Origin of the sequence: Sphingobium abikonense NBRC 16140 (assembly GCF_001598335.1) — a bacterium.
Classification (GTDB): domain Bacteria; phylum Pseudomonadota; class Alphaproteobacteria; order Sphingomonadales; family Sphingomonadaceae; genus Sphingobium; species Sphingobium abikonense.
Genome location: NZ_BCYT01000002.1, coordinates 121,088 through 142,781, shown reverse-complemented (window position 1 = coordinate 142,781; position 21,694 = coordinate 121,088). Strand labels below are relative to the sequence as shown.

The window sequence follows — 21,694 nt, the reverse complement described above, 5'->3', positions numbered from 1 at the left end:
CGCCGGGATCGGCCCTGCACCAGAAGCGCATGAATGGCACCATCGCCCTGATCGGCTTCGGCGAGGCCGGGTCAACCTTCGCGCGCACCGCAGGCTGGGGGTCGCGGGCTGCCGCTTTCGACATTGCCGCGTCGCGCCGGTCCGTCATGGAGCCATTGGGCGTGCGGCCATGCGACAGCGCCGCCCAGGCCATTTCCGGCGCGTCGCTGGTTCTGTCTCTCGTCACCGCCGACCAGGCCCTGGCGGTAGCGCTGGAATGCGCCGGCATCCTTTCGTCAGACACATTGTTCTGCGACATGAATTCGGTTGCGCCCGGCACAAAGCGACAGGCAGCGCGCGCTTTCGCTGAGGCGGGAAAGCGCTATGTCGACGTCGCCGTCATGGCCCCGGTCAGCCCGGCGCATATGGCAGTTCCCCTGACCCTGTCGGGTCCAGACGCGGCCATGGCGCACAGCCTGCTGAGCGAGGCCGGCTTTGGCGCATGCACGATGGTGGGCGATGCCATCGGCAGGGCGTCCGCGATCAAGCTGGTCCGATCCGTCATGGTCAAGGGCATCGAAGCACTGACCGCCGAAATGATGCTTGCAGCGCAGGCCGAGGGCGTCGCGGACGCGGTGCTTGCGTCGCTCGACGCCAGTGAACGGCGCACATCCTGGCCGGACCGGGCCGATTATAATCTGGACCGTATGCTCGTCCACGGACGCCGCCGCGCCGCCGAGATGGCAGAGGCTGCGCGGATGCTGCGCGATCTGGGCATCGAACCGCTGATGACGGACGGCACCGTCATGCGCCAGAAGATGCTGGGCGATCTGGCGATCGGCGATCCGCCCGAAGGGTACGCCGCCAAGATTTCGGCCGTCAGCGCCAGATATAAGGGAGAGCATTGAGCCATGTCGCTCGTCATCGACTGCCACGGTCACTACACTGTCCTGCCCAAGGCGCATGACGCCTGGCGTGAAGCGCAGATCGCCGCGTTCAAGGCCGGCGAGCCGATCCCCCCCTATCCCGATATTTCGGACGCGGAGATACGCGAGACGATCGAGCAGAACCAACTCAAGCTGATCAAGGAACGCGGCGCGGACCTTACGATATTTTCGCCCCGCGCTTCGGCCATGGCGCATCATGTGGGCGATCAGGCGATCTCGGCCCAATGGGCCTATCACTGCAATAATCTGATCGCCCGCGTGGTCGAAATGTTCCCCGAGACATTTGTGGGCGTGTGCATGCTGCCGCAGTCGCCGCAGGCGGACCTGACTGCCTCCATCACGGAACTGCGTCGCTGCGTCGAGGAACTGGGCTTCATCGGCTGCAACCTCAATCCCGATCCGGGCGGCGGCCATTTCCAGCATCCGCCGCTGACCGACGACTATTGGTTCCCGCTCTATGAGGTCATGTGCGAACTGCACGTGCCCGCGATGATCCATGTGTCGGGTTCATGCAACCCGGCCATGCACGCCACCGGCGGCTTCTACATCGCGGCCGACACCATCGCCTTCATGCAGTTGATGCAGGGCGATCTGTTCGCACAATTTCCGAAGCTGCGCTTCATCATCCCGCATGGCGGCGGCGCGGTGCCCTATCATTGGGGTCGCTACCGCGGGCTGGCCGACATGCTCAAGAAGCCAAGCCTCGACGACTATATCATGAACAATGTGTTCTTCGACACCTGCGTCTACCACCAGCCGGGCATCGACCTTCTGGCCGATGTGATCGCGACCAAGAATATCCTGTTCGGGTCCGAAATGGTCGGCGCGGTGCGGGGAATCGATCCGCAGACCGGCCATTATTTCGATGACACCAAACGCTATATCGATGCCCTGGCGATCAGCGACGCGCAACGCCATGCGATCTTCGAAGGCAATACGCGCACGGTGTTCCCCAGGCTGGATGTCCAACTCAAGGCGCGGGGACTATGACCAGCTGGATCACCGATGCATGGTATGTCGCGGGCTGGGACGCCGAAATCGACTCCGCGCCGATGGCGCGCACTATCTGCGGCGTGCCGATGATGTTCTATCGCCGGCTCGACCGGTCGGTGGTGGCGATGCGCGACGCCTGCCCCCATCGCCTGTTGCCGCTGTCGATGGGGATTCGCGAAGGCGATTCCATCCGCTGCAAATATCACGGCCTCAAGCTGGGCGCGGATGGCGTCGCCGAGGAAATGCCGCTCAAGTCGGAAGCGGTGAACCGCCGCGTCTGCGCCGAAACCTTCGTCGTCGCCGAGCGGCACCGTTTCGTCTGGGTCTGGATCGGCGACAAGAGCAAGGCCGACGAAGCGCTCATTCCCGACCTGTGGCCATGCAGCGCCGATGGCTGGGTGTTTGATGGCGGCTACTACCCGGTAGCCTGCGATTATCGGCTGATGATCGATAATCTCATGGACCTCACCCATGAAACCTACGTCCATGCCAGCTCCATCGGCCAGCATGAGATATTGGAAGCACCGCTGCATTGCCGCACAGATGGGGACAGCGTCTATCTTGAGCGCTGGATGCCCGACATCGACGCGCCGCCTTTCTGGCGCGGCGCGCTGAAAAAGCCTGGCCAGGTCGATCGCTGGCAGGTTTGCCAGTTCGTCCTTCCATCCGCCGTGATGATCGACGTCGGCGTCGCGCCGGTGGGCGCAGGCGCGACGATCGAGCAGCACGACCAGGGGGTGCGGGGCATCGTGGTCGATTTCATGACCCCCGAAACCGAAACCAGCCACCATTATTTCTGGGGCATGGCACGCAATTTCGATGTGGACGACGCCGGCTTTACGGCTCGGTTCAAGGCGCAGCAGGGCGGTGTATTTGCCGAGGATCGCGTGATCCTTGAAGCGCAGCAGGCCGCCATCCTGGCCAATCCGGGGATGAAGCTGAACGCCTATCGCATCGACGAAGGGGGCGTGCGCGCGCGCCAGATCATCGCCCGCCAGATCCGGGCAAGAGAGCAGGCATGACAGATCCTCGTGACATCCACGCCTATCTGGGCGCGTTCGACGATATACCCGGCACGCGGGTCTATACCGCCGCGCGCGCCCGGCAGGGTTATCACCTCAATCAGTTCGCGATGAGCCTGATGAAAGCGGAAAACCGCGCCCGCTGGCTGGCGGACGAGCGCGCCTATCTCAACGAATGGCCGCTTACCCCGGAGCAGCGCGATGCCGTGCTGGCGCGCGACTATAACCGCCTGCTCGACCTGGGCGGCAATATCTACTTCCTCTCGAAGCTGTTTTCGACCGATGGCCTGAGTTTCGTGCAGGCCGTGTCGACGATGACCGGGATGAGCGTGGAGGATTACAAGGCGATGATGGATGCCGGCGGCCGTTCGCCCGAAGGCATGCGATCGATCAAGGGGAAATATTGACATGGCGCGCATCACCGCAGGCATCGCCTCCAGCCATGTGCCCCTGCTGGGGGTGGCGGCCGACACCGGCAAGGACCGCGACGCCTATTTCGGCCCGATTTTCGAAGGCTATGACTGGACGCGCGCGTGGATCGCGCAGTCGGAAAACAAGCCTGACGTCGTGATCCTGGTCTATAATGATCATGCCAGCGCCTTCGACATGAAAATCATCCCCACCTTTGCGATCGGCTGCGGCGAGCGGTACAAACCGGCCGACGAAGGCTGGGGGCCGCGCCGCGTCCCGGATGTCGAGGGCCATCCCGACCTGGCCTGGCACATCGCCCAGAGCCTGATCCTCGACGAATTCGACATGACGATCATCAACGAAATGGATGTCGATCATGGCCTGACCGTGCCGTTGACGATGATGTATGGCGCGCCCGAAGCCTGGCCGGCCAAGGTCATTCCGCTGGCGGTGAATGTCGTCACCTATCCCCCGCCATCGGGCAATCGCTGCTGGGCGCTGGGCGAGGCGATCGCGCGGGCCGTTAAATCCTTCGATGGGGAGGATCTGAACGTCCATATCTGGGGCACCGGGGGCATGAGCCATCAGTTGCAAGGCCCCCGCGCCGGGCTGATCAATGCCGAATGGGACAATATGTTTCTGGACGGCCTGGTGGGCGCCTCGCAGAAGTTGAGGTCCATCCCGCACATCGAATATCTGCGCGAAACCGGCTCTGAAGGTATCGAGATGGTGATGTGGCTGATCATGCGCGGCGCGCTGGGTCGCGAGACGAAGGCCCTGCACCGCCATTATCATGTGCCCTGCTCCAACACCGCGATCGGGCATATCGTGCTGGAGCCGGTCGACGACAGGGTGCCGCCCAGCGCCACGATCGAAGGCAATGATGCAGCCGCGCAAGCCGCCATCTGACCTCAATTTATTTCAAGGAGACTTTCATGCGCATTGCCCTGGTCGGCGCCGGCGCGTTCGGCGAAAAACATCTTGATGGCCTCAAGAATATAGATGGTGTTGACATTGCATCGGTGATCAGCCGATCGGCCGAGCAGGCCGCGACCGTCGCCCAGAAATATGGCGCGCCACATTCGGGCACCGAGCTGGCCGAAGCGCTGGCCATGCCCGATGTCGACGCTGTTATCCTGTGCACCCCCACGCAAATGCATGCGGAACAGGCCATCGCTTGCATGGACGCGGGCAAGCATGTCCAGGTAGAGATTCCGCTGTCCGACAATTGGGCGGACGCGCAGGCCGTGGTCGCCAAGCAAAAGGAAACCGGCCTTGTCTGCATGGTCGGGCATACGCGGCGGTTCAATCCATCGCACCAATATGTCCATGACAAGATCGTCGCGGGCGACCTGGCGTTGCAGCAACTGGATGTGCAGACCTATTTTTTCCGGCGCAAGAATATCAATGCCAAGGGGCAGCCCCGGTCCTGGACGGACCATCTGCTGTGGCATCATGCCGCGCACACGATTGACCTGTTCGCCTATCAGTCGGGCAAGATCGTCGCCGCCAACGTCCTGCAAGGTCCAAAGCATCCCGAACTGGGCATCGCGATGGACATGTCCATCCAGTTGAAGGCGGAAACGGGCGCGATTTGCACCCTGTCGCTCTCCTTCAACAATGACGGGCCGCTTGGCACTTTCTTCCGCTATATCTGCGACAATGGCACCTATATCGCGCGCTATGATGATCTGGTGACGGGCAAGGAGGAGCCGGTCGACCTCAGCGGCGTGGCGGTATCCAGCAATGGGATAGAGTTGCAGGACCGGGAATTCATCGTCGCAATCCGCGAAGGCCGCGAACCAAATTCCTCCTTGGGCAATGTGATCGATTGCTACCGCGTGATCGGTGAACTGGCAGCGAGCCTGGAAGCGCAGGACGGATGGTCCTGATGCACCACAGCAATAACGCCCGGACGAGGATGATCCGCTAAGCCGCGTCACGTCAGGCCGGTCAGCATTGCGGACAAGACGTGGCTGATCGGCCTATCGGGTCAATTTCGGAGCAGAATCGGCGGTCCTCATGGCTGCCGATACAGCCAGCTGCTCAGTCGTCCTGATGATAGCGGCTGAGCTTGCGGATGAAGCCGATCAGACCGGTCTGGCGGCTGCGCTTCATCCGTTCGGCATGCAGGATGGTCTGGACGCGGCGGAAACAATCCTCCGCATCGACATTGCACAGCACATAGTCATAGCCGTCCCAATGCGCGATCTCGCCCGCGGCGCGCGCCATGCGGCCTTCGATCACCTCATTGCTGTCGGTGGCGCGCCCGCGCAGCCGGCGTTCCAGTTCCTCCATCGATGGCGGCAGGATGAAGATGCGCACGACATCGCCGCCGGCAATCTGATGCAATTGCTGCGCGCCCTGCCAGTCAATGTCGAACAATACATCCTTGCCCGATTTCAGCATCGCTTCCACAGGCGCGCGCGGCGTGCCGTAGCGCTGGCCGAAGACATGCGCCCATTCCAGAAACTCATGGTCATTCGCCATGCGCCGGAAATCTTCGAGGTCGACGAAATGATAATCCTTGCCGTCGACTTCGCCCGGCCGCATCGGGCGGGTGGTCGCCGACACGGACATGGACAGGTCCGGCTCGGCCGCCAGCAATTTGCGCGCGATCGTCGACTTGCCCGCGCCGGAGGGCGATGACAGGACGAACAGCACGCCGCGGCGCTTGAAATCGGGAATATCTGCTGGGATGGTGTCGGCCATGGCCGCTAGTGGCCGGAAAGGCGCATTTTTGCAAGAGGCGGGGACAGGCGGAGTGGCGACATCGCATAAGCGGCGGAACAGGCGCGGTTTCCTGCTGGCAGTCCTGATAGCGGCCATGGCGTTCGGGCTGCTCTTCCTGATGCACCGGCCGCTCCTTTGCACCTGCGGCAGGGTGGAATTGTGGCATGGCGCGCTCGACAGCGGGAACAGCCAGCATATCGCTGACTGGTACAGTCTCAGCCACGTCATCCATGGCTTCCTATTCTATGCGCTGACGCGCTGGTTGCTGCGGCGGCAACCCCTCGGCATGCGCCTTGCCCTCGCGGTGGGGATCGAGGCGGCGTGGGAGATATTGGAAAATTCGCCCGTCATCATCGACCGCTATCGCACCGCGACGATCGCGCTTGGCTATTCGGGCGATTCCATCGTCAATTCGATGAGCGATATTGCGATGATGGCGCTGGGCTTTGTCTTCGCGGCGCGCGCACCGCTGTGGCTGACGGTGTCGCTGGCGATCGGGCTGGAACTATTGGCGCTTGCCGTCATTCGCGACAATCTGACGCTCAACATCCTGATGCTGACCTGGCCGGTCGAGGCCATTCGCGACTGGCAGGCCGCGATTTAGACAGAAGTCAGCGCTGGCTCGTCTTGCGCGCGCTTTCGATCGGGATGGCCTCGCCGGTGCGGTCGGGCAGCAATTTCTGCGCCTTCTTCGCGTCGGCCGCGCGCTTCGCCTCGAACAGCTTGCCAGCCATATAGGCGCCCGTCACGAACATCGCGCCGGCGGGATAGCGCAAGATCAATCGTTTTGCCCCTGCGCCGGCGAGCAGGCCGATCACGCCCTTCTTGCCCGTGTCCGCTGCGACGCGCGCCGCGACCAACGTGGCGCCGAGGCGGGCGGCCTTGCGCAATATCCCTCGCTTCTTGTGCGATTTGGGGGGGACAAGGGCGGGGGGCGCAGATTTCCTCTTCATGAACGGTCAATGTATCGCGCGCCGACTGGTTCCGCCAGCATCAGACCATATTTTCCGGCCGCACCAGCCGGTCGAAGGTCGGGCCTTCCACCAGCCCCAATTCCAGCCCCGCCTCGCGCAGCGTCTGCCCGCTCTTGTGCGCATGTTTGGCAATGGCGGCGGCATTGTCATAGCCGATTTCGGGCGCGAGCGCCGTCACCAGCATCAGCGACCGGTCGACCAGATCGGCGATCCGTTCTTCATTCGCCTTCAGCCCATCGACACAGCGTTCGGCAAAACTTTCCATGCCGACGCTCAGCAAATGAATGGAGCGCAGCACATTGGCGCCGATCAGGGGCATGAACACATTGAGTTCGAAATGCCCCTGCATGCCGCCGACTGTCACCGCCTGATGATTGCCGATCACCTGTGCCGCCACCATGGTCAGTGATTCGCACTGGGTCGGATTGACCTTGCCCGGCATGATCGAACTGCCCGGTTCATTGGCCGGCAGGTCCAGCTCGCCCAGGCCCGATCGCGGTCCTGATCCCAGGAAGCGGATGTCGTTCGCGATCTTCGTCAGCGCCACCGCCAGCGTGTTGAGCGCGCCGGAATAGAAGACAAGCCCGTCCTTGGCGGCAAGCTGTTCGAACTTATTGGGGGCCGCTTCAAACGGCGTTCCGGCAATGTCGCTGATCGCCGCGACCATGTCATCCGCCCAGCCTTCGGGCGCGTTAAGGCCGGTGCCGACTGCCGTCCCGCCAATCGCCAGCTTGCGGATATTGCCATTGAGCGCGCCTTCGATCTGCGCCTTGCTGCTGATCAGCTGCGCGGCATAGCCGGAAAATTCCTGCCCCAGCGTCAGCGGTGTCGCATCCTGCGTATGGGTGCGGCCGATCTTGACGATGTGGCTCCACGCCCTGGCCTTGGCCGTGAGCGCCGCAGTCAGCTTTTCCAGCGCCGGGATCAGCCAGTCGCGCGTCGCCAGCACGGTGGCGACATGCAGCGCGGTCGGGAAACTGTCGTTGGACGACTGGCTCATATTGACGTGATCATTGGGGTGCACCGGGCTCTTGCCCCCGCGCGTCCCGGCCAGCTTTTCATTGGCATAGCCCGCGATCACTTCATTGACGTTCATATTGGTCTGGGTGCCGCTGCCCGTCTGCCAGATGACGAGCGGGAACTGATCGTCGAGCGCGCCCGATATGATGGCCTGCGCGGCGTCCTCGATGCCTTGGACGATCTTCGGGTCCAGCCCATGTTTCGCATTCACCCGCGCCGCCGCCTGCTTCACGACCGCCTGCGCGTGGACGATACCGATCGGCATGCGCTCGGTCGCGCCAAAGGGGAAATTTTCGATGCTGCGCTGGGTCTGCGCGCCCCAATAGGCGGTGGCGGGGACTTCGATCGCCCCGATGCTGTCGGTTTCGGTACGCGTATCGGCCATACAGCGGGACTCCCAATTGAGAACAGATCGCAAAATATGTAGCGACACGCGGCGGGATTCCAACCCTTGCCCGCTTTGACCGCTGCGCTATGCACGGGGCCGTCACCAGCGCGGGAGCATATATGGGTCGGCTTGTCACCATCATCCGGGGCGCGGGCATCGCGCTGCTGTTCCTCGTCATCGCGCTGTGCCTGGCGATCACGATCCTGCCGCCCTTTCTGGACCGCATCTATTATGACGGACCGGTCAGCCGCCATTATGACGGCGCGCATTTCTTCAATCCCGATGGAGAAATAGACACCCCTGCCCCGCCGGGCGTCAGTCGATCGACCTTCATCACCCGCACTTTGCTGGGCGACGATGATCGCCCGGCCTGGCCGGAAGCGGTGGCGGTCAAGCCATCCCGCCCCGCGCCCTTCGCCGCGCCGCGCGGCATGACCGCGACCTGGGTCGGCCATGCGACGGTGCTTGTGCAGGCGGCGGGCCTCAACATCCTGACCGACCCCATCTGGTCCAACTATGCCAGCCCCTTCCCGCCGCTTGGCCCCAGGCGTGTGGCGCAGCCGGGCATTCGCTTCGACGACCTGCCCAAGATCGATCTCGTCCTGATCAGCCACAATCATTATGATCATATGGATCTGCCGACGCTCAAACGGCTCTGGGCGCGCGACCGACCCAGGATCGTCACCAGCCTGGGCAACGATACGATCCTGAAAGATCAGGGCATCCCGGCGACCGCGCTCGATTGGGGCCAGTCGGTCAGCGGCGCGGCGCTCAATGGTCTTGCGCCCCAGGCGGTGATCCAGTGCGGCAATTACGAACATTGCCCCGACTATCGCATCCATGTGACGCGCAACCATCATTGGGGCAGCCGCTGGGGCAGCGATCGCAACCGGGCGCTGTGGTCGAGCTTCGTGATCGAGACGCGGGCCGGCAACATCTTCTTTGCCGGCGACACAGGCGCGGGCGACATGGGCTGGCCCATCGAGGCGCGCCGCTATGGTCCGATCCGACTGGCGCTCATCCCGATCGGCGCCTTCCGCTTCTGGAAGGGGCAGATGCAGTCCGACGCGCATATCGGCCCGCTCCAGGCGGTGGAGGTGTTCAAACGGCTGGGCGCATCAACCGCCATTCCGATTCACTGGGGCACGTTCCGGCTGTCCTATGAAGGGTGGAACACGCCGCCCCGGATGCTGCAACTGGCGCTGGGCTGCGCGGGCATCCCCGCCGACCGCTTCGCGCCGCTGCGCATCGGCCAGGCCCGTCCCATCCAGACGATCAGCCCGGTGCCATCCGTTCCCCGCCGCTGCGACGAACGCGCGATCCGGGCGCTGGAATAGCGACGCGGCCGCGCATCATGCGCGGTCGCCTGTCCGGCATAGCGATGCTGAGAGAAATAATGGTGCGGTCGAGAAGACTCGAACTTCCACGGCCTTTCGGCCACAACGACCTCAACGTTGCGCGTCTACCAATTCCGCCACGACCGCACATCAACAGGGAAACCGGCGGGGCCGGTGCCTTGGTAGGAGGCGGCCCTTAGCAAAGGCTTTTGGGCCATGCAACAAGTGATGTGCGTCTGCGTTAGCTTTGTCGTGGGAAACGAGGATGGATCCGCCGGCAGGGCGGAAGGGAGCGGACGACATGCGATTATGGATGCTGTCTTGCGGCACGGTGGCCGCTGCTGCGGCGATGGGCCTGACGTTGGGAAGCTACGCCATCAGCCCCCAGCGATCACCGCTGGACCAGCCGGACGAAGAGCCGATCAGCACCGATTTCTCCGCCGCCCCGGTCGCGATGCCCGATGCTGGCCCCCAAGTCATCCACTGCACTGGCTGTGGCCCGACGCTGGCGGATCGCCGCTATGCCGCCGACATGGCGGGCTATGACAGCTATGCCATGGTCGATGGCGACAGCAGCGATCCGGTCGTGCGGGATTATATGGCGCAGGATTATGACGCGGCGGACTATGCCATGCACGCGCAAGACAGCACGGATGACGGAACTGCGATGAACACGGCCCCGATCCCGACCATCCATCAGCTGCCGCCCAATGTCGTGCGCTTCGCCGACAGTCCGTCAGCCGCTGAACGCACCGAACCGCCAGTAGCGCAGCGCCTGGCACATCCCGCTCTGCGCGTCGCGATGGGCGACGCGGCAACATCGGCCGCTTCACCGCGATCTGCCGTGGTCCAGCCCGTCAGGACCCAGTCCGCCAGCGCCTATTGATCCCCTGCCGCCAAGCGGTCAGCCGATCATTCGGCTGCCACCGTTTGCGCCGGTGCGTCGCTCAGCGGATGCGTCAGGCGGTTCACCATTTCCTTGGGGCAGACCTGCCAGAAATAACGCCGCCACCGGTCCCAATCATCCAATATGGTATTGGACCAGCGGCTGTCCGTCGCCACCGCATGTTCGGCGATCAGCGCCTTCAACTGCGCTTCCCAATGGGCGCTTTCCAACCGCTGCCAGATGATGCTTTCGGGATTGGCGCGCGAGGGGAAGCGGCCATCTTCGTCCAGGATGAACGCCATGCCGCCCGTCATGCCGGCCCCGAAATTGGCGCCGGTCTCCCCCAGGATCACGGCCGTGCCGCCGGTCATATATTCGCACCCATTGGCGCCGCAGCCTTCGACCACGACCTGTGCGCCCGAATTGCGGACGGCAAAACGCTCGCCCGCCTGCCCCGCCGCGAACAGCTTGCCGCTGGTCGCGCCGTAGAGGACGGTATTGCCGATGATGGTGTTGTCCTTGGACGATAGCGGCGAGGATACGGTCGTGCGCACCTTGATGATGCCGCCCGACAGCCCCTTGCCGACATAGTCGTTGGCGTCGCCGAACACTTCGAGCGTAATGCCCTTGCACAGGAAGGCGCCCAGCGACTGGCCGGCGCTGCCGCGCAGCCGGACGGTCAGATGCCCGTCGGCCAGCGCCGACATGCCGAACTTCTCGGTGATGCGGGCAGACAGACGGGTGCCGACCGCGCGATGCGTGTTACGCACCGTGTATGTCAGCTGCATTTTTTCGCCGCGTTCGAACACGGCGCGCGCATCCTTCATCATCTGCGCGTCGAGGCTGTCGGGCACTTCGTTGCGCCAGGCGTCAAGCGAGAAGCGGCGCTGCTCGTCGGGCGCATCGACCTTGGCCAGGATCGGGTTGAGATCGAGATCGTCGAGATGCTCCGCCCCGCGATTGACCTGCTTGAGCAATTCGGTGCGCCCGATCACCTCGTCCAGGCTGCGGAAGCCCAGCCGCGCGAGGATTTCACGCACTTCCTCGGCGATGAAGGTCATGAGGTTGATGACCTTTTCCGGCGTGCCGGTGAATTTCTGGCGCAGCTTTTCATCCTGCACGCACACGCCCACGGGGCAAGTGTTCGAATGGCACTGGCGGACCATGATGCAGCCCATGGCGACGAGGCTGAGCGTGCCGATGCCGAACTCCTCCGCGCCCAGGATCGCGGCGATGACGATGTCGCGCCCGGTCTTGAGCCCGCCATCGGTGCGCAACTTCACCCGATGCCTCAGGCCGTTCAGCGTCAGCACCTGATTGGCCTCCGACAAGCCCATTTCCCAGGGCGTACCGGCATATTTGATGCTGGTCTGAGGCGAAGCGCCGGTGCCGCCGACATGGCCCGCGACCAGGATGACGTCGGCATGCGCCTTCGCCACGCCCGCCGCCACCGTGCCGATGCCCGCCTGGCTCACCAGCTTGACGCAGACCCGCGCGCGCGGGTTGATCATCTTGCAGTCGTAGATGAGCTGCGCCAGATCCTCGATCGAATAGATGTCATGATGCGGCGGCGGCGAAATCAGCGTCACGCCGGGCGTCGAATGGCGCAGCTTCGCGATGAATTCCGTCACCTTGAAACCAGGCAGCTGGCCGCCTTCGCCGGGCTTTGCACCCTGCGCCACCTTGATCTCAATCTCTTCGGCGCTGCCCAGATATTCGGCATGGACGCCGAAGCGGCCCGACGCGATCTGCTTGATGACGCTATTGGCATTGTCGCCATTGTCATAAGGGGTGAAGCGATTGGCGTCCTCGCCGCCCTCGCCCGACACCGCCTTGGCGCCGATACGATTCATCGCGATCGCCAGCGTCTCATGCGCTTCGGGTGACAAGGCGCCCAGGCTCATGCCCGGCGTCACGAAGCGCTTGCGGATTTCGGTGGTGGCTTCCACCTCGTCGATCGGCACGGCTTCGCGCGCGAAGTTGAACTCCATCAGGTCGCGCAGATAGACCGGCGGCAAATCGCGCACGCCGCGCGAAAATTGCAAATAGGTCGAATAGCTGTCGGTCCCTACCGCGGTTTGCAGCAGGTGCATCAGCTGCGCGGAATAGGCATGGCTTTCGCCGCCATTGCGCTGGCGATAGAAGCCGCCGACCGGCAGGCGCACGACCGCCGCGTCATAGGCCGCCTGATGCCGTAGCATAGCGCTGTAATGCAGCGACTGATAGCCTTCGCCCGAAATCTTGGCCGGCATGCCAGGGAACAGATCATTGACCAGCGCGCGCGACAGGCCGACCGCTTCGAAATTATAGCCGCCGCGATAGGAACTGATGACCGCAATGCCCATCTTGGACATGATTTTCAGCAGCCCTTCGTTGATCGCGGTGCGATAGCGTTCGACGCACTGGTCGAAGCTCAAATCGCCAAACAGGCCGCGTGCATGGCGATCGGCGATGCTCGCTTCGGCCAGATAGGCGTTCACCGTGGTCGCGCCCACTCCGATCAGCACCGCATAATAATGGGTGTCGATCGCTTCGGCGCAGCGCACGTTGATCGACGCATAGCTGCGCAGCCCCTTTCGCACCAGATGGGTGTGGACGGCGGCGGCCGCCAATATGCCCTGGATGGCGATACGGGTTTCGCTGACATGCTCGTCGGTCAGGAAAATTTCGGTCCGCCCTTCGCGCACCGCCTGCTCGGCCTCCTGCCGGATGCGGGCAATCGCGGCGCGCAGCTGTTCCTGTCCGCCTTCGGCCGGGAAGGTACAGTCGATTTCCGCGACCGCCGCGCCGAAATTGGCCTTCAGCCGCGCCCATTCCGCGCTGGTCACGACCGGCGATTCCAGCACCAGCACATGGCTGTTCTGCGCGCCCTCCTCCAATATATTGTGCAGGTTGGAAAAGCGCGTCTTGAGGCTCATCACATGCCGTTCGCGCAACGGGTCGATCGGCGGATTGGTGACCTGGCTGAAATTCTGGCGGAAGAAATGGCTGATTGTGCGGGGCTTGTCGGAAATGACCGCCAGCGGCGTATCATCGCCCATCGATCCGATCGCTTCCTTCGCATCCTCGACCATCGGGCTGAGGATCAGCTCCATATCCTCCAGCGTCAGGTTGGCCGCGACCTGCCGCCGGGTCAGCTCCGCCTTGTCCCAGGCCGGCAGCGCGCTGGGCGCGTCGCCCAGATCATCGACGGTCAGAAAGTCCTTGATCAGCTCGCCATAGGGCCGCTCGCCGGCAATCTGGTCCTTGATCGCGCGATCGTCATAGATTTCGCCTTCCTGCAAATCGACCGCGATCATCTGGCCCGGACCCATGCGGCCCTTGCGCACGATGGTGGTTTCGGGAACCACGACCATGCCGGTTTCCGATCCCACGATCAGCAGATTGTCGCCGGTCAGCGTGTAGCGCAGCGGCCGCAGCGCGTTGCGATCGACGCCGGCCACGACCCAGCGCCCGTCGGTCATCGCGAGCGCGGCCGGGCCATCCCACGGCTCCATGACGGAGGCGAGATATTCATACATGTCCGCATGCGCCTTGGGCAGTTCGGCATTATCGCCCTGCCAGGCTTCGGGAACCAGCATCAGCTTGGCCGTGGGCGCGTCGCGGCCTGAGCGGCAGATCGCCTCGAACACGGCGTCGAGCGCGGCGGTGTCGGATGCGCCCGCCGGGATGACCGGCTTGATATCCTCCGACTGCTCGCCAAAGGCGAGGCTCGCCATCTTGATCTCGTGGCTCTTCATCCAGTTCTTGTTGCCGCGGATCGTATTGATCTCGCCATTATGGGCGAGCGTGCGGAATGGCTGGGCTAGCCACCATTGCGGGAAGGTGTTGGTCGAATAGCGCTGGTGGAAGATCGCGACGCGGCTTTCGAACCGCTCATCCTGCAAGTCGGGGTAAAAGACCGACAGCGATTCCGCCAGGAACAGCCCCTTGTAGATGATCGACCGGCAGGACAGGGAGCAGATGTAGAAATCCTGGATCTGCGCCGCGATTACCTTGCGCTCGATCCGGCGGCGGATGAGGTAGAGGTCCTTTTCGAACTCGGCGACATCGCGTTCCTCGGGCATTGGCCCGGCGATCATGATCTGCTCGATTTCCGGGCGCGTGCGCTGCGCCTTTTCACCGATGACCGACACGTCGACCGGCACCTGGCGCCAGCCATAGATGGTGTAGCCCGCCTCGATGATCTCGCTTTCGACGATGGTGCGGCAGGTTTCCTGGGCGCTGAGGTCCGTGCGCGGCAGGAAGATCATGCCGACCGCCAGGCGATTGGGCAGCGGCTTGTGCCCGCCGTCGGCGATCGCATCGTCAAAGAAGCGCACCGGCAGGTCGACATGGATGCCCGCGCCGTCGCCGGTCTTGCCGTCCGCATCCACCGCGCCGCGATGCCAAACGGCTTTCAGCGCATCGATCGCGCTCGACACCACGCGCCGCGACGGCTTGCCATCAGTCGCCGCAACCAGGCCCACGCCACAGGCGTCGGATTCGAGGTCGGGGTGATACATGCCGACTTCGGCGATGCGGAGACGTTCACGTTCATTCATCACAATTTCGCCTTTCCGCCCTGCTCCGGCAGCATTTCCTCAATTGCTCTTTGAAAGCCCTTGCGGCCGGCCTCTTCGCCGGCGACCCGTCCAAACTGTTCCCCCGCTGCGCCAATCTTTCGCTGCAAGTCGGGCAAAACTTTCAGGCTTTTCAGTCCAGCCGGCGACCGATAAAAATCGGCCATCGCCTCTAACTCGTCCATCGAGAAAACCGCGGCATATTCCCGCGCGGCGCTTGCCTTCATGCTGGGATATTGCAGCTTCACCGATTTGGCGAATTCCTCGCTCAAGATGGCAGTCAGCCGCGCCTGCCCTCCTTTTCCTTGAGAAATCAGCCTGTCCACCATCGCTTTACTGGCAGGATCCGCTTGCAGCATACCGATGACGCTTTGAGCAAACAGAGGATTCAAGGTCTGAAACATGAAATCCAACTGCTGTTCGTAGCCGGTAAGGTCGAGCAGCTTCAAAGCCGCCGAAACCTTCGGGTCCTCAGCGGATGCCGTCGTCGCTGTTTGAGCAGTCACCAATGGCACGCTGCCGAGAGCAGCGGCCCACAGCACAACTAAGGACATTATGGGGCGGGCGCGCTTATGCCTCACGCCGCGACCCTCTCGCCCGCCGCTGCCTTGGCCTTTGCCTTCAGATAGCGGTGCATATGCTCGGTCACGTCGCGTCCGTCGCGGATCGCCCACACGACCAGCGACGCGCCGCGCACGATGTCGCCGGCGGCGAATACGCCGTCGATGCTGGTCATCATCGTCTTGTGGTCGACGCGCAGCGTGCCCCAGCGCGTGACCGACAGGTCGTCCGCGCCGAACAGCCTGGGCAGGTCTTCGGGGTCATAGCCCAGCGCCTTGATGACCAGGTCCGCCTCCAGCGTATGTTCGCTGCCCGGATCAGGTTCGGGCGCACGGCGGCCCGACGCATCGGGCTGGCCCAGGCGCATCTTCGTCACCTTGACGCCGGTGACATGGTCCGTGCCCTCAAAGGCGATTGGCGCGGTCAGCCATACGAACTCGACGCCTTCCTCCTCGGCATTGGCCACTTCGCGCTGGGACCCCGGCATATTGTCGCGGTCGCGGCGATAGAGGCACTTCACCGACTTCGCCCCCTGGCGGATGGCGGTGCGCACGCAGTCCATTGCCGTATCACCGCCGCCGATCACGACGACGTTCTTGCCCGTCGCCAGCAGGGAACCGTCATCATGTTCGGGCACGGCGTCGCCAAAGCCGGCGCGGTTAGAAGCGGTGAGGAAATCGAGCGCCTTCACCACGCCGCCCGCACCCACGCCCGGCGCCTTGATATCGCGCGGCTTGTAGACGCCCGTCGCGATCAGGATCGCGTCATGCTTTTCGCGCAATTGCTCCATGGTCGCGTCGCGGCCGACCTCGAAGCCGTCATGGAAGACAATGCCGCCATCCTTCAGGCGCTGGACGCGGCGCATGACCACGTCCTTTTCCAGTTTGAAGCCGGGAATGCCATAGGTCAGCAGCCCGCCGGCGCGGTCATGCCGGTCATAGACATGCACCTCATAGCCCGCGACGCGCAGATATTCGGCGGTTGTAAGGCCCGCCGGACCCGCGCCGATGACGCCGACCGACTGTCCCGTGGCCTTGCCGGGGACGAGCGGCTCGACCCAGCCCTCCTTCCAGGCGGTGTCGGTGATAAATTTTTCCACGCTGCCGATGGTGACGGCTCCGTGCCCGGAAAATTCGATGACGCAATTGCCTTCGCACAGCCGGTCCTGCGGGCAGATGCGTCCGCAGATTTCGGGCATAGTGCTGGTGAGGTTGGACAGCTCATAGGCTTCGCGCAGCCGTCCTTCGGCCGTCAGGCGCAGCCAGTCGGGGATATGATTGTGCAGCGGGCAATGGGTGGAGCAATAGGGAACGCCGCATTGCGAGCAGCGCGACGCCTGCTCCTCCGCCTTGTCGACAATGAAGCTGCGGCTGATTTCCAGAAAATCCTCGGCGCGCGCGTCGGGGGCGCGCTTGTCGGGATAGGCCTGGCCCAGTCCTACGAATTTCAGCATGGGATTGTCGGCCATTGCATGTCCTCAACATCTGTGTCGGCCATGCGCATAGCAGAAAAACCCACGCAGTCACGCGGATTCTGACATTTAGGTCAGGTTAGATGACCTATTTATTTGTTTGAAAAAGCGAAGATTGCGGATCGTTGGAATTTTCTTTCCTGATATAGGTCCGTCTCGGCCCTACCTCAGCGCCAGCCAGACCAGGGCCGATGCGCCTGCGATGATTCGATACCAGGCGAAAGGCGCGAACCCATGTTTCGACACCAATCCGACGAACGCCTTGATGACGACGATGGCGACCAGGAAGGACACAACGAAACCCAAAGCTATGCTGTCCCAGCCGACCGCCGCGCTGGTGATCTGGTCCCCTTTCTTGAGAAGCTCCAGCGCGGTCGCACCCAGCATGGTCGGGATCGCCAGGAAAAAGCTGAACTCGGCTGCGGTGCGCCGCTCCACTCCCAGCGTCAGCGCACCCATGATCGTCGCGCCGGAGCGGCTGACGCCGGGCACCATCGCCAGACACTGGATGAAGCCGATGCCGATGACGCGGGCCAAGGGAATATCGGCAATACCGTGGAACAGGTCCTGCTTCACCGTCCGCTCGATCAGCAGGATGGCAACGCCGCCCGCAATCAAGGCCCAGGCGACCACCTGCGGCGCGCCCAGCAAAATCTCGATATAGTCGTGGAGCGCCAGGCCGATGACCGCCGCCGGGATGAAGGCGACGACCAGATTGCGCAGGAAGCGCCAGCTCGCCGGCTCGCGCCGCAGCAATCCCATCGCCACCGCCCAGAAGGTGCGCCAGTAAAGCACCACCACCGCCAGGATCGCGCCCAGCTGGATGACGACATTGAACATCGCCCAGGTCGCCGCGTCATAGCCCAGCAACTCGCTCGCCAGAATGAGGTGCCCGGTCGAGGACACCGGCAGAAATTCGGTCAGCCCCTCGACGATGCCCAGCAGGATGACGGTGAGATAATGAAGGTCCATGGCGACGCCCTATTGCGCTTGCATAAAAAATCCTCCCCGGTTGCGGGGAGGAGCAGGACGGGCGGGACAGGCCGTGCCCGATCCCGCCCCGATGATGGCAGCGTGGCTCAGGCGCGCACGCGCCCGGCGAAGCGCCCATGGCGGCGGTATCGCACCAGCCATTTGTCGGCGACGGCGGCCATGGGCGTCGCCGATACGCCCAGCGCATCGAGGCCCGGCGCGCCCGCGGCGGCGACATTGTCGCGGCCCAGCATCGCCAGCTGGTCGCGCGTGATCGGTCCGCCCGGCAGCATCGCGAGCAGCGAGGCGAAGCCGCCTGGCACGTCGACGATCGGCTTGTCCCGGCCGATCTGCTTGGCGATCCAGCCGTTGATCTCCTTCATCGACAGGATTTGCGGCCCGGCAACTTCATAGACCGTGCCGCCATGCAGGTCGGGACGCTCGGCGGCATGGACGATCGCGTCCGCCACATCGCCGACATAGACGGGCTGAAATTTGGTCGCGCCGCTGATCACCGGAATGACGGGCATGGACGCGATGAGGTCCGCGAAGCGGTTGAGGAACTGGTCCTGCGGGCCAAAGATGATCGAGGGGCGGATGATCGTCGCGCCGGGGAAAGCCTTTTTCACAGCAGCCTCGCCCGCCGCTTTCGACCGACCATAGGCGGACGGGCTTTCCGCGTCCGCGCCGATTGCCGACACATGCACCAGCGCGCGCACATTGGCGGCGGCGGCGGCCTGCGCGACATTGGCGGCGCCCTGATGATGGAAAGCGTCGAAATCGCCCGCCAAGATGCCGACCAGATTGATGACCACATCGCTGCCCGCGATCGCGCGCTCCACCGTGGCGGGCTTGCGAATGTCCGCGGCGACGAACTGGCTTTGGCCCAGCGCGCCCAGCGACTTCACCTTGACCGCGCTGGCAAGGTCGCGCTGCGCGATCCGCACCCGCGCGCCCCGCGCCATCAGCGCCTGCGCGACCTGCCGGCCCAGAAAGCCGCCGCCGCCGAAGATCGTAACCAGACTGTCCTTCATCACGCGCGTCCCATATCTTCCAAGCTGAAGGGAATGACTCTGCCCATCCCCTTGCAACAGCCGCCGCGCGCTGACAACCGCCCCGCGCGCGCGACACTCCTTTTTTACCTGTGCGGGGACCGGCAAGCCCTGGTCAGCCGACCCAGCCTTGCAGGTCGGCGATCATCCACAGCCCCAGCAGCAGGAACAGCAGCGCGGCCGCCAGTTGCAGCGCGCGCATCGGCACCTTGCGGGCCAGCGCCTCGCCAAAGAGCACGGCGGGCACATTGGCGATCATCATGCCCAGCGTCGTGCCGGCCGTCACAGCGAGCAGATTGTCGAACTGCGCGCCCAGCGCCACGGTCGCCACCTGCGTCTTGTCGCCCATTTCCACCAGGAAGAAAGCGACCAGCGTGGTGAGGAACACGCCCGCCTTCGACGGGGCCTTGAGCGGGGCATCCTCGTCAATCTTGTCGGGGATCAGCGTCCAGGCGGCCATCGCGATGAAGGATGCGGCGACGGCATAGCGGAACCAGGGCTGGGTCAGCACGCCCGCGATCGAATGGCCGACCAGCGCGGCCAGAAAATGGTTGGCGATGGTCGCGACCAATATGCCCAGGATGATCGGCACCGGCTTGCGAAAGCGGGTGGCGAGCAGCATGGCGAGCAACTGGGTCTTGTCACCCATTTCGGCAAGCGCGACGAGCGCGGCGGATGTCAGCAAAGCATCCATCAGGCAATCTCCGGGCCGGGCTTTTGCAACAGACACAATGCCACCGTCGCACTCCGCCCGGCCGGACAGGAATGCGCCGATGCCATTGGTCTCGCCCGATGCGGCTTGACGCCGCGTCCCATACGCCACGACCTCTCGGCCGACTATGTTGACGCATGGCCCGTCCCGATGCGGAACGGCTGGCTACTCCCCAGATGACGCGCTAGCCTCTAGTGCGCGGCGAAGGGAATGGCAAGCCATGGCGCAGGGTAACAAGACGGTCGCAACGGGCGAGGCGGTGGAGGATATGCTCTCACGCATCGAACCACCCGAGCGCCAGGCCGACGCACGGGTGCTGGCGGCGCTGATGGCCCGGCTGTCGGGCGAGCCGGCGACGATGTGGGGACTCGCCATCGTCGGCTTTGGCCGCTACCATTATCGCTATGACAGCGGGCGGGAAGGTGACAGCCTGCGCATCGGATTTGCGTCGCGCAAGGCGGAACTGGTCCTCTATCTCGCAGGCCTGGACGATGCGGATCTGACCGCATTGGGCAAGCACCGGCGCGGCAAGGGCTGCCTCTATGTCAAACGCCTGCGCGACATCGACATGGCGGCGCTGGAAACGCTGATCGCGACAAGCCTCGCCCATATGGACGAGGCTTATCCACGCTGACGGCTCACCGGGTCGGCACGGGTTCCGGCCCGGAATAATCGTAAAAGCCCCGGCCGGTCTTGCGGCCGTACCAGCCCGCTTCGACATATTTGACCAGCAGCGGCGCGGGGCGATATTTGGGATCGCCGGTGGTATCGAGAAACACCTTGAGAATTTCCAGCGCCGTGTCGAGCCCGACGAAATCGAGCAAGGTCAGCGGCCCCATCGGATGGTTCAGCCCCAGCTTGCAGCCCTGGTCGATATCCGTGACGCTGCCCACGCCTTCGCCCAGCACGAACACCGCTTCGTTCAGCATCGGCAGCAGGATGCGGTTGACGACAAAGCCCGGCGCGTCGAACGCATGGACCACGGTCTTGCCGATGCGCGTGGCATAGGCTTCGACCGCCGCCACGACCTCGGGCGTGGTCGCCAGCCCGCGGATGATTTCGACGAGCACCATCACCGGAACGGGATTGAAGAAATGCAGGCCGATGAACCGCCCGGCGTCGGGCGCGGCCTGCGCCAGCCGGGTGATGGGAATGGACGATGTGTTGGTCGCCAAAATCGCGTCCTTGTCCAGCAGCTTACCGACATTGCCGAAGATCGCGCGCTTCACCTCCTCGCGCTCGGTCGCGGCCTCGATCACGAACTGGGCGTCGGCCAGCGGCGCCAGCTCGCCCACCGGCGTGATGCGCGCCAGCACCGCGTCGGCTTCGGCCTGGGTCATTTTTTCCTTGTCGACCGCGCGAGCCAGCAGCTTGGCGATATTCGCCTTCCCCTTCTCGGCGCGCGGCAGGTCGATGTCGGACAGGATAACGTCATAGCCGGCCTGCGCCGACACCTGCGCGATGCCGATGCCCATCTGTCCCGCGCCAATGACGCCCACGGTGCGAATATCCGTCATGCAAAATCCTCCCTGTCCATCCTGCCCATGCCCCTTAATCGCAGGGCGCAGGCAAGACCAGAGGCGAAGGCCCTATCATTATGGCCAGCCGGTCGGATGAGGCGGGTAATCCAACGCCATGGCGCGCGCAGCGATTTTCCCGCTTTGCCTCTCGCCC

Annotated in this window: 20 protein-coding genes, 1 tRNA gene and 1 riboswitch; of the genes, 10 read left to right on the top strand and 11 right to left on the bottom strand. The window is 63.8% G+C overall.

Annotated elements, in window-relative coordinates; translation table 11 throughout:
- Window positions 1-29: 29 nt before the first annotated feature.
- From SAB01S_RS02685 to SAB01S_RS02660, 6 genes are read left to right on the top strand one after another with little or no spacing between them, the layout of a single operon-like run.
- Window positions 30-887, top strand: coding sequence for an NAD(P)-dependent oxidoreductase (locus SAB01S_RS02685; protein ID WP_062731606.1), 858 nt, complete (start codon window positions 30-32; stop codon window positions 885-887).
- Window positions 888-890: 3 nt separating this feature from the next.
- Entirely contained in the window at window positions 891-1,916 is a 1,026-nt protein-coding gene (locus SAB01S_RS02680) for an amidohydrolase family protein (RefSeq protein ID WP_062731605.1), read from the top strand.
- Entirely contained in the window at window positions 1,913-2,941 is a 1,029-nt protein-coding gene (locus SAB01S_RS02675; protein ID WP_062731604.1) for a Rieske 2Fe-2S domain-containing protein, read from the top strand. Before SAB01S_RS02680 ends, SAB01S_RS02675 begins: the two co-directional genes overlap by 4 nt.
- Window positions 2,938-3,348, top strand: coding sequence for a protocatechuate 4,5-dioxygenase subunit alpha (gene ligA, locus SAB01S_RS02670; RefSeq protein WP_062731603.1), 411 nt, complete (start codon window positions 2,938-2,940; stop codon window positions 3,346-3,348). The genes SAB01S_RS02675 and ligA overlap by 4 nt, the downstream gene beginning before the upstream one ends.
- A gap of 1 nt (window position 3,349) precedes the next feature.
- Window positions 3,350-4,261 carry a class III extradiol dioxygenase subunit beta gene (locus tag SAB01S_RS02665; protein ID WP_062731602.1) on the top strand — a complete coding sequence of 304 codons (912 nt, stop codon included), beginning with the start codon at window positions 3,350-3,352 and terminating at the stop codon, window positions 4,259-4,261.
- 26 nt (window positions 4,262-4,287) lie between these two features.
- Window positions 4,288-5,244 carry a Gfo/Idh/MocA family oxidoreductase gene (locus SAB01S_RS02660; protein ID WP_062731601.1) on the top strand — a complete coding sequence of 319 codons (957 nt, stop codon included), beginning with the start codon at window positions 4,288-4,290 and terminating at the stop codon, window positions 5,242-5,244.
- A gap of 154 nt (window positions 5,245-5,398) precedes the next feature.
- On the opposite strand, the gene gmk is transcribed toward SAB01S_RS02660, so the two are convergent.
- Window positions 5,399-6,064 (bottom strand): guanylate kinase, encoded by a 666-nt coding sequence (gene gmk, locus SAB01S_RS02655; protein ID WP_062731600.1) that lies wholly within the window; start codon window positions 6,062-6,064, stop codon window positions 5,399-5,401.
- Window positions 6,065-6,116: 52 nt separating this feature from the next.
- On the opposite strand from gmk, the gene SAB01S_RS02650 reads away from it, so the two are divergent.
- Complete coding sequence (locus SAB01S_RS02650) at window positions 6,117-6,689, top strand: DUF2585 domain-containing protein (protein WP_062731599.1); 573 nt, start codon at window positions 6,117-6,119, stop codon at window positions 6,687-6,689.
- 7 nt (window positions 6,690-6,696) lie between these two features.
- Here SAB01S_RS02650 and SAB01S_RS02645 read toward each other — a convergent pair whose 3' ends face one another.
- Window positions 6,697-7,038, bottom strand: a complete 342-nt coding sequence (locus SAB01S_RS02645) for a hypothetical protein (RefSeq protein WP_062731598.1) — start codon at window positions 7,036-7,038, stop codon at window positions 6,697-6,699.
- A 40-nt stretch (window positions 7,039-7,078) separates the two neighbouring features.
- Window positions 7,079-8,464 (bottom strand): class II fumarate hydratase, encoded by a 1,386-nt coding sequence (fumC, locus tag SAB01S_RS02640; protein ID WP_062731597.1) that lies wholly within the window; start codon window positions 8,462-8,464, stop codon window positions 7,079-7,081.
- 122 nt (window positions 8,465-8,586) lie between these two features.
- On the opposite strand from fumC, the gene SAB01S_RS02635 reads away from it, so the two are divergent.
- Window positions 8,587-9,804, top strand: a complete 1,218-nt coding sequence (locus SAB01S_RS02635) for an MBL fold metallo-hydrolase (protein ID WP_062731766.1) — start codon at window positions 8,587-8,589, stop codon at window positions 9,802-9,804.
- Between the two features lie 60 nt (window positions 9,805-9,864).
- Here SAB01S_RS02635 and SAB01S_RS02630 read toward each other — a convergent pair.
- Window positions 9,865-9,951: transfer RNA gene (locus SAB01S_RS02630), tRNA-Leu, on the bottom strand.
- 154 nt (window positions 9,952-10,105) lie between these two features.
- Here SAB01S_RS02630 and SAB01S_RS02625 point away from each other — a divergent pair.
- Window positions 10,106-10,690, top strand: coding sequence for a hypothetical protein (locus SAB01S_RS02625; RefSeq protein WP_157078253.1), 585 nt, complete (start codon window positions 10,106-10,108; stop codon window positions 10,688-10,690).
- A 26-nt stretch (window positions 10,691-10,716) separates the two neighbouring features.
- Here SAB01S_RS02625 and gltB read toward each other — a convergent pair whose 3' ends face one another.
- The 6 genes from gltB to SAB01S_RS02595 all read right to left on the bottom strand — a co-directional run bounded on the left by gltB (window position 10,717) and on the right by SAB01S_RS02595 (window position 20,002).
- Window positions 10,717-15,234 (bottom strand): glutamate synthase large subunit, encoded by a 4,518-nt coding sequence (gltB, locus tag SAB01S_RS02620; RefSeq protein WP_062731595.1) that lies wholly within the window; start codon window positions 15,232-15,234, stop codon window positions 10,717-10,719.
- Entirely contained in the window at window positions 15,234-15,806 is a 573-nt protein-coding gene (locus SAB01S_RS02615; protein ID WP_083951110.1) for a DUF2059 domain-containing protein, read from the bottom strand. Before SAB01S_RS02615 ends, gltB begins: the two co-directional genes overlap by 1 nt.
- 23 nt (window positions 15,807-15,829) lie before the next feature.
- Window positions 15,830-17,281 (bottom strand): NAD(P)-dependent oxidoreductase, encoded by a 1,452-nt coding sequence (locus SAB01S_RS02610; RefSeq protein WP_062731593.1) that lies wholly within the window; start codon window positions 17,279-17,281, stop codon window positions 15,830-15,832.
- 165 nt (window positions 17,282-17,446) lie between these two features.
- Window positions 17,447-18,256, bottom strand: coding sequence for an undecaprenyl-diphosphate phosphatase (locus SAB01S_RS02605; RefSeq protein WP_062731592.1), 810 nt, complete (start codon window positions 18,254-18,256; stop codon window positions 17,447-17,449).
- Window positions 18,257-18,363: 107 nt separating this feature from the next.
- Window positions 18,364-19,290 carry a complex I NDUFA9 subunit family protein gene (locus SAB01S_RS02600; RefSeq protein ID WP_062731591.1) on the bottom strand — a complete coding sequence of 309 codons (927 nt, stop codon included), beginning with the start codon at window positions 19,288-19,290 and terminating at the stop codon, window positions 18,364-18,366.
- Window positions 19,291-19,423: 133 nt separating this feature from the next.
- Window positions 19,424-20,002 carry a TMEM165/GDT1 family protein gene (locus SAB01S_RS02595; protein WP_062731590.1) on the bottom strand — a complete coding sequence of 193 codons (579 nt, stop codon included), beginning with the start codon at window positions 20,000-20,002 and terminating at the stop codon, window positions 19,424-19,426.
- A 107-nt stretch (window positions 20,003-20,109) separates the two neighbouring features.
- Window positions 20,110-20,207, bottom strand: a riboswitch (yybP-ykoY riboswitch).
- A gap of 33 nt (window positions 20,208-20,240) precedes the next feature.
- On the opposite strand from SAB01S_RS02595, the gene SAB01S_RS02590 reads away from it, so the two are divergent.
- Complete coding sequence (locus SAB01S_RS02590) at window positions 20,241-20,654, top strand: DUF1801 domain-containing protein (RefSeq protein ID WP_062731589.1); 414 nt, start codon at window positions 20,241-20,243, stop codon at window positions 20,652-20,654.
- Between the two features lie 4 nt (window positions 20,655-20,658).
- On the opposite strand, the gene SAB01S_RS02585 is transcribed toward SAB01S_RS02590, so the two are convergent.
- On the bottom strand, window positions 20,659-21,537 hold the full coding sequence (locus SAB01S_RS02585) for a 3-hydroxybutyryl-CoA dehydrogenase (RefSeq protein WP_062731588.1): 879 nt from the start codon (window positions 21,535-21,537) through the stop codon (window positions 20,659-20,661).
- Window positions 21,538-21,694: the final 157 nt, after the last annotated feature.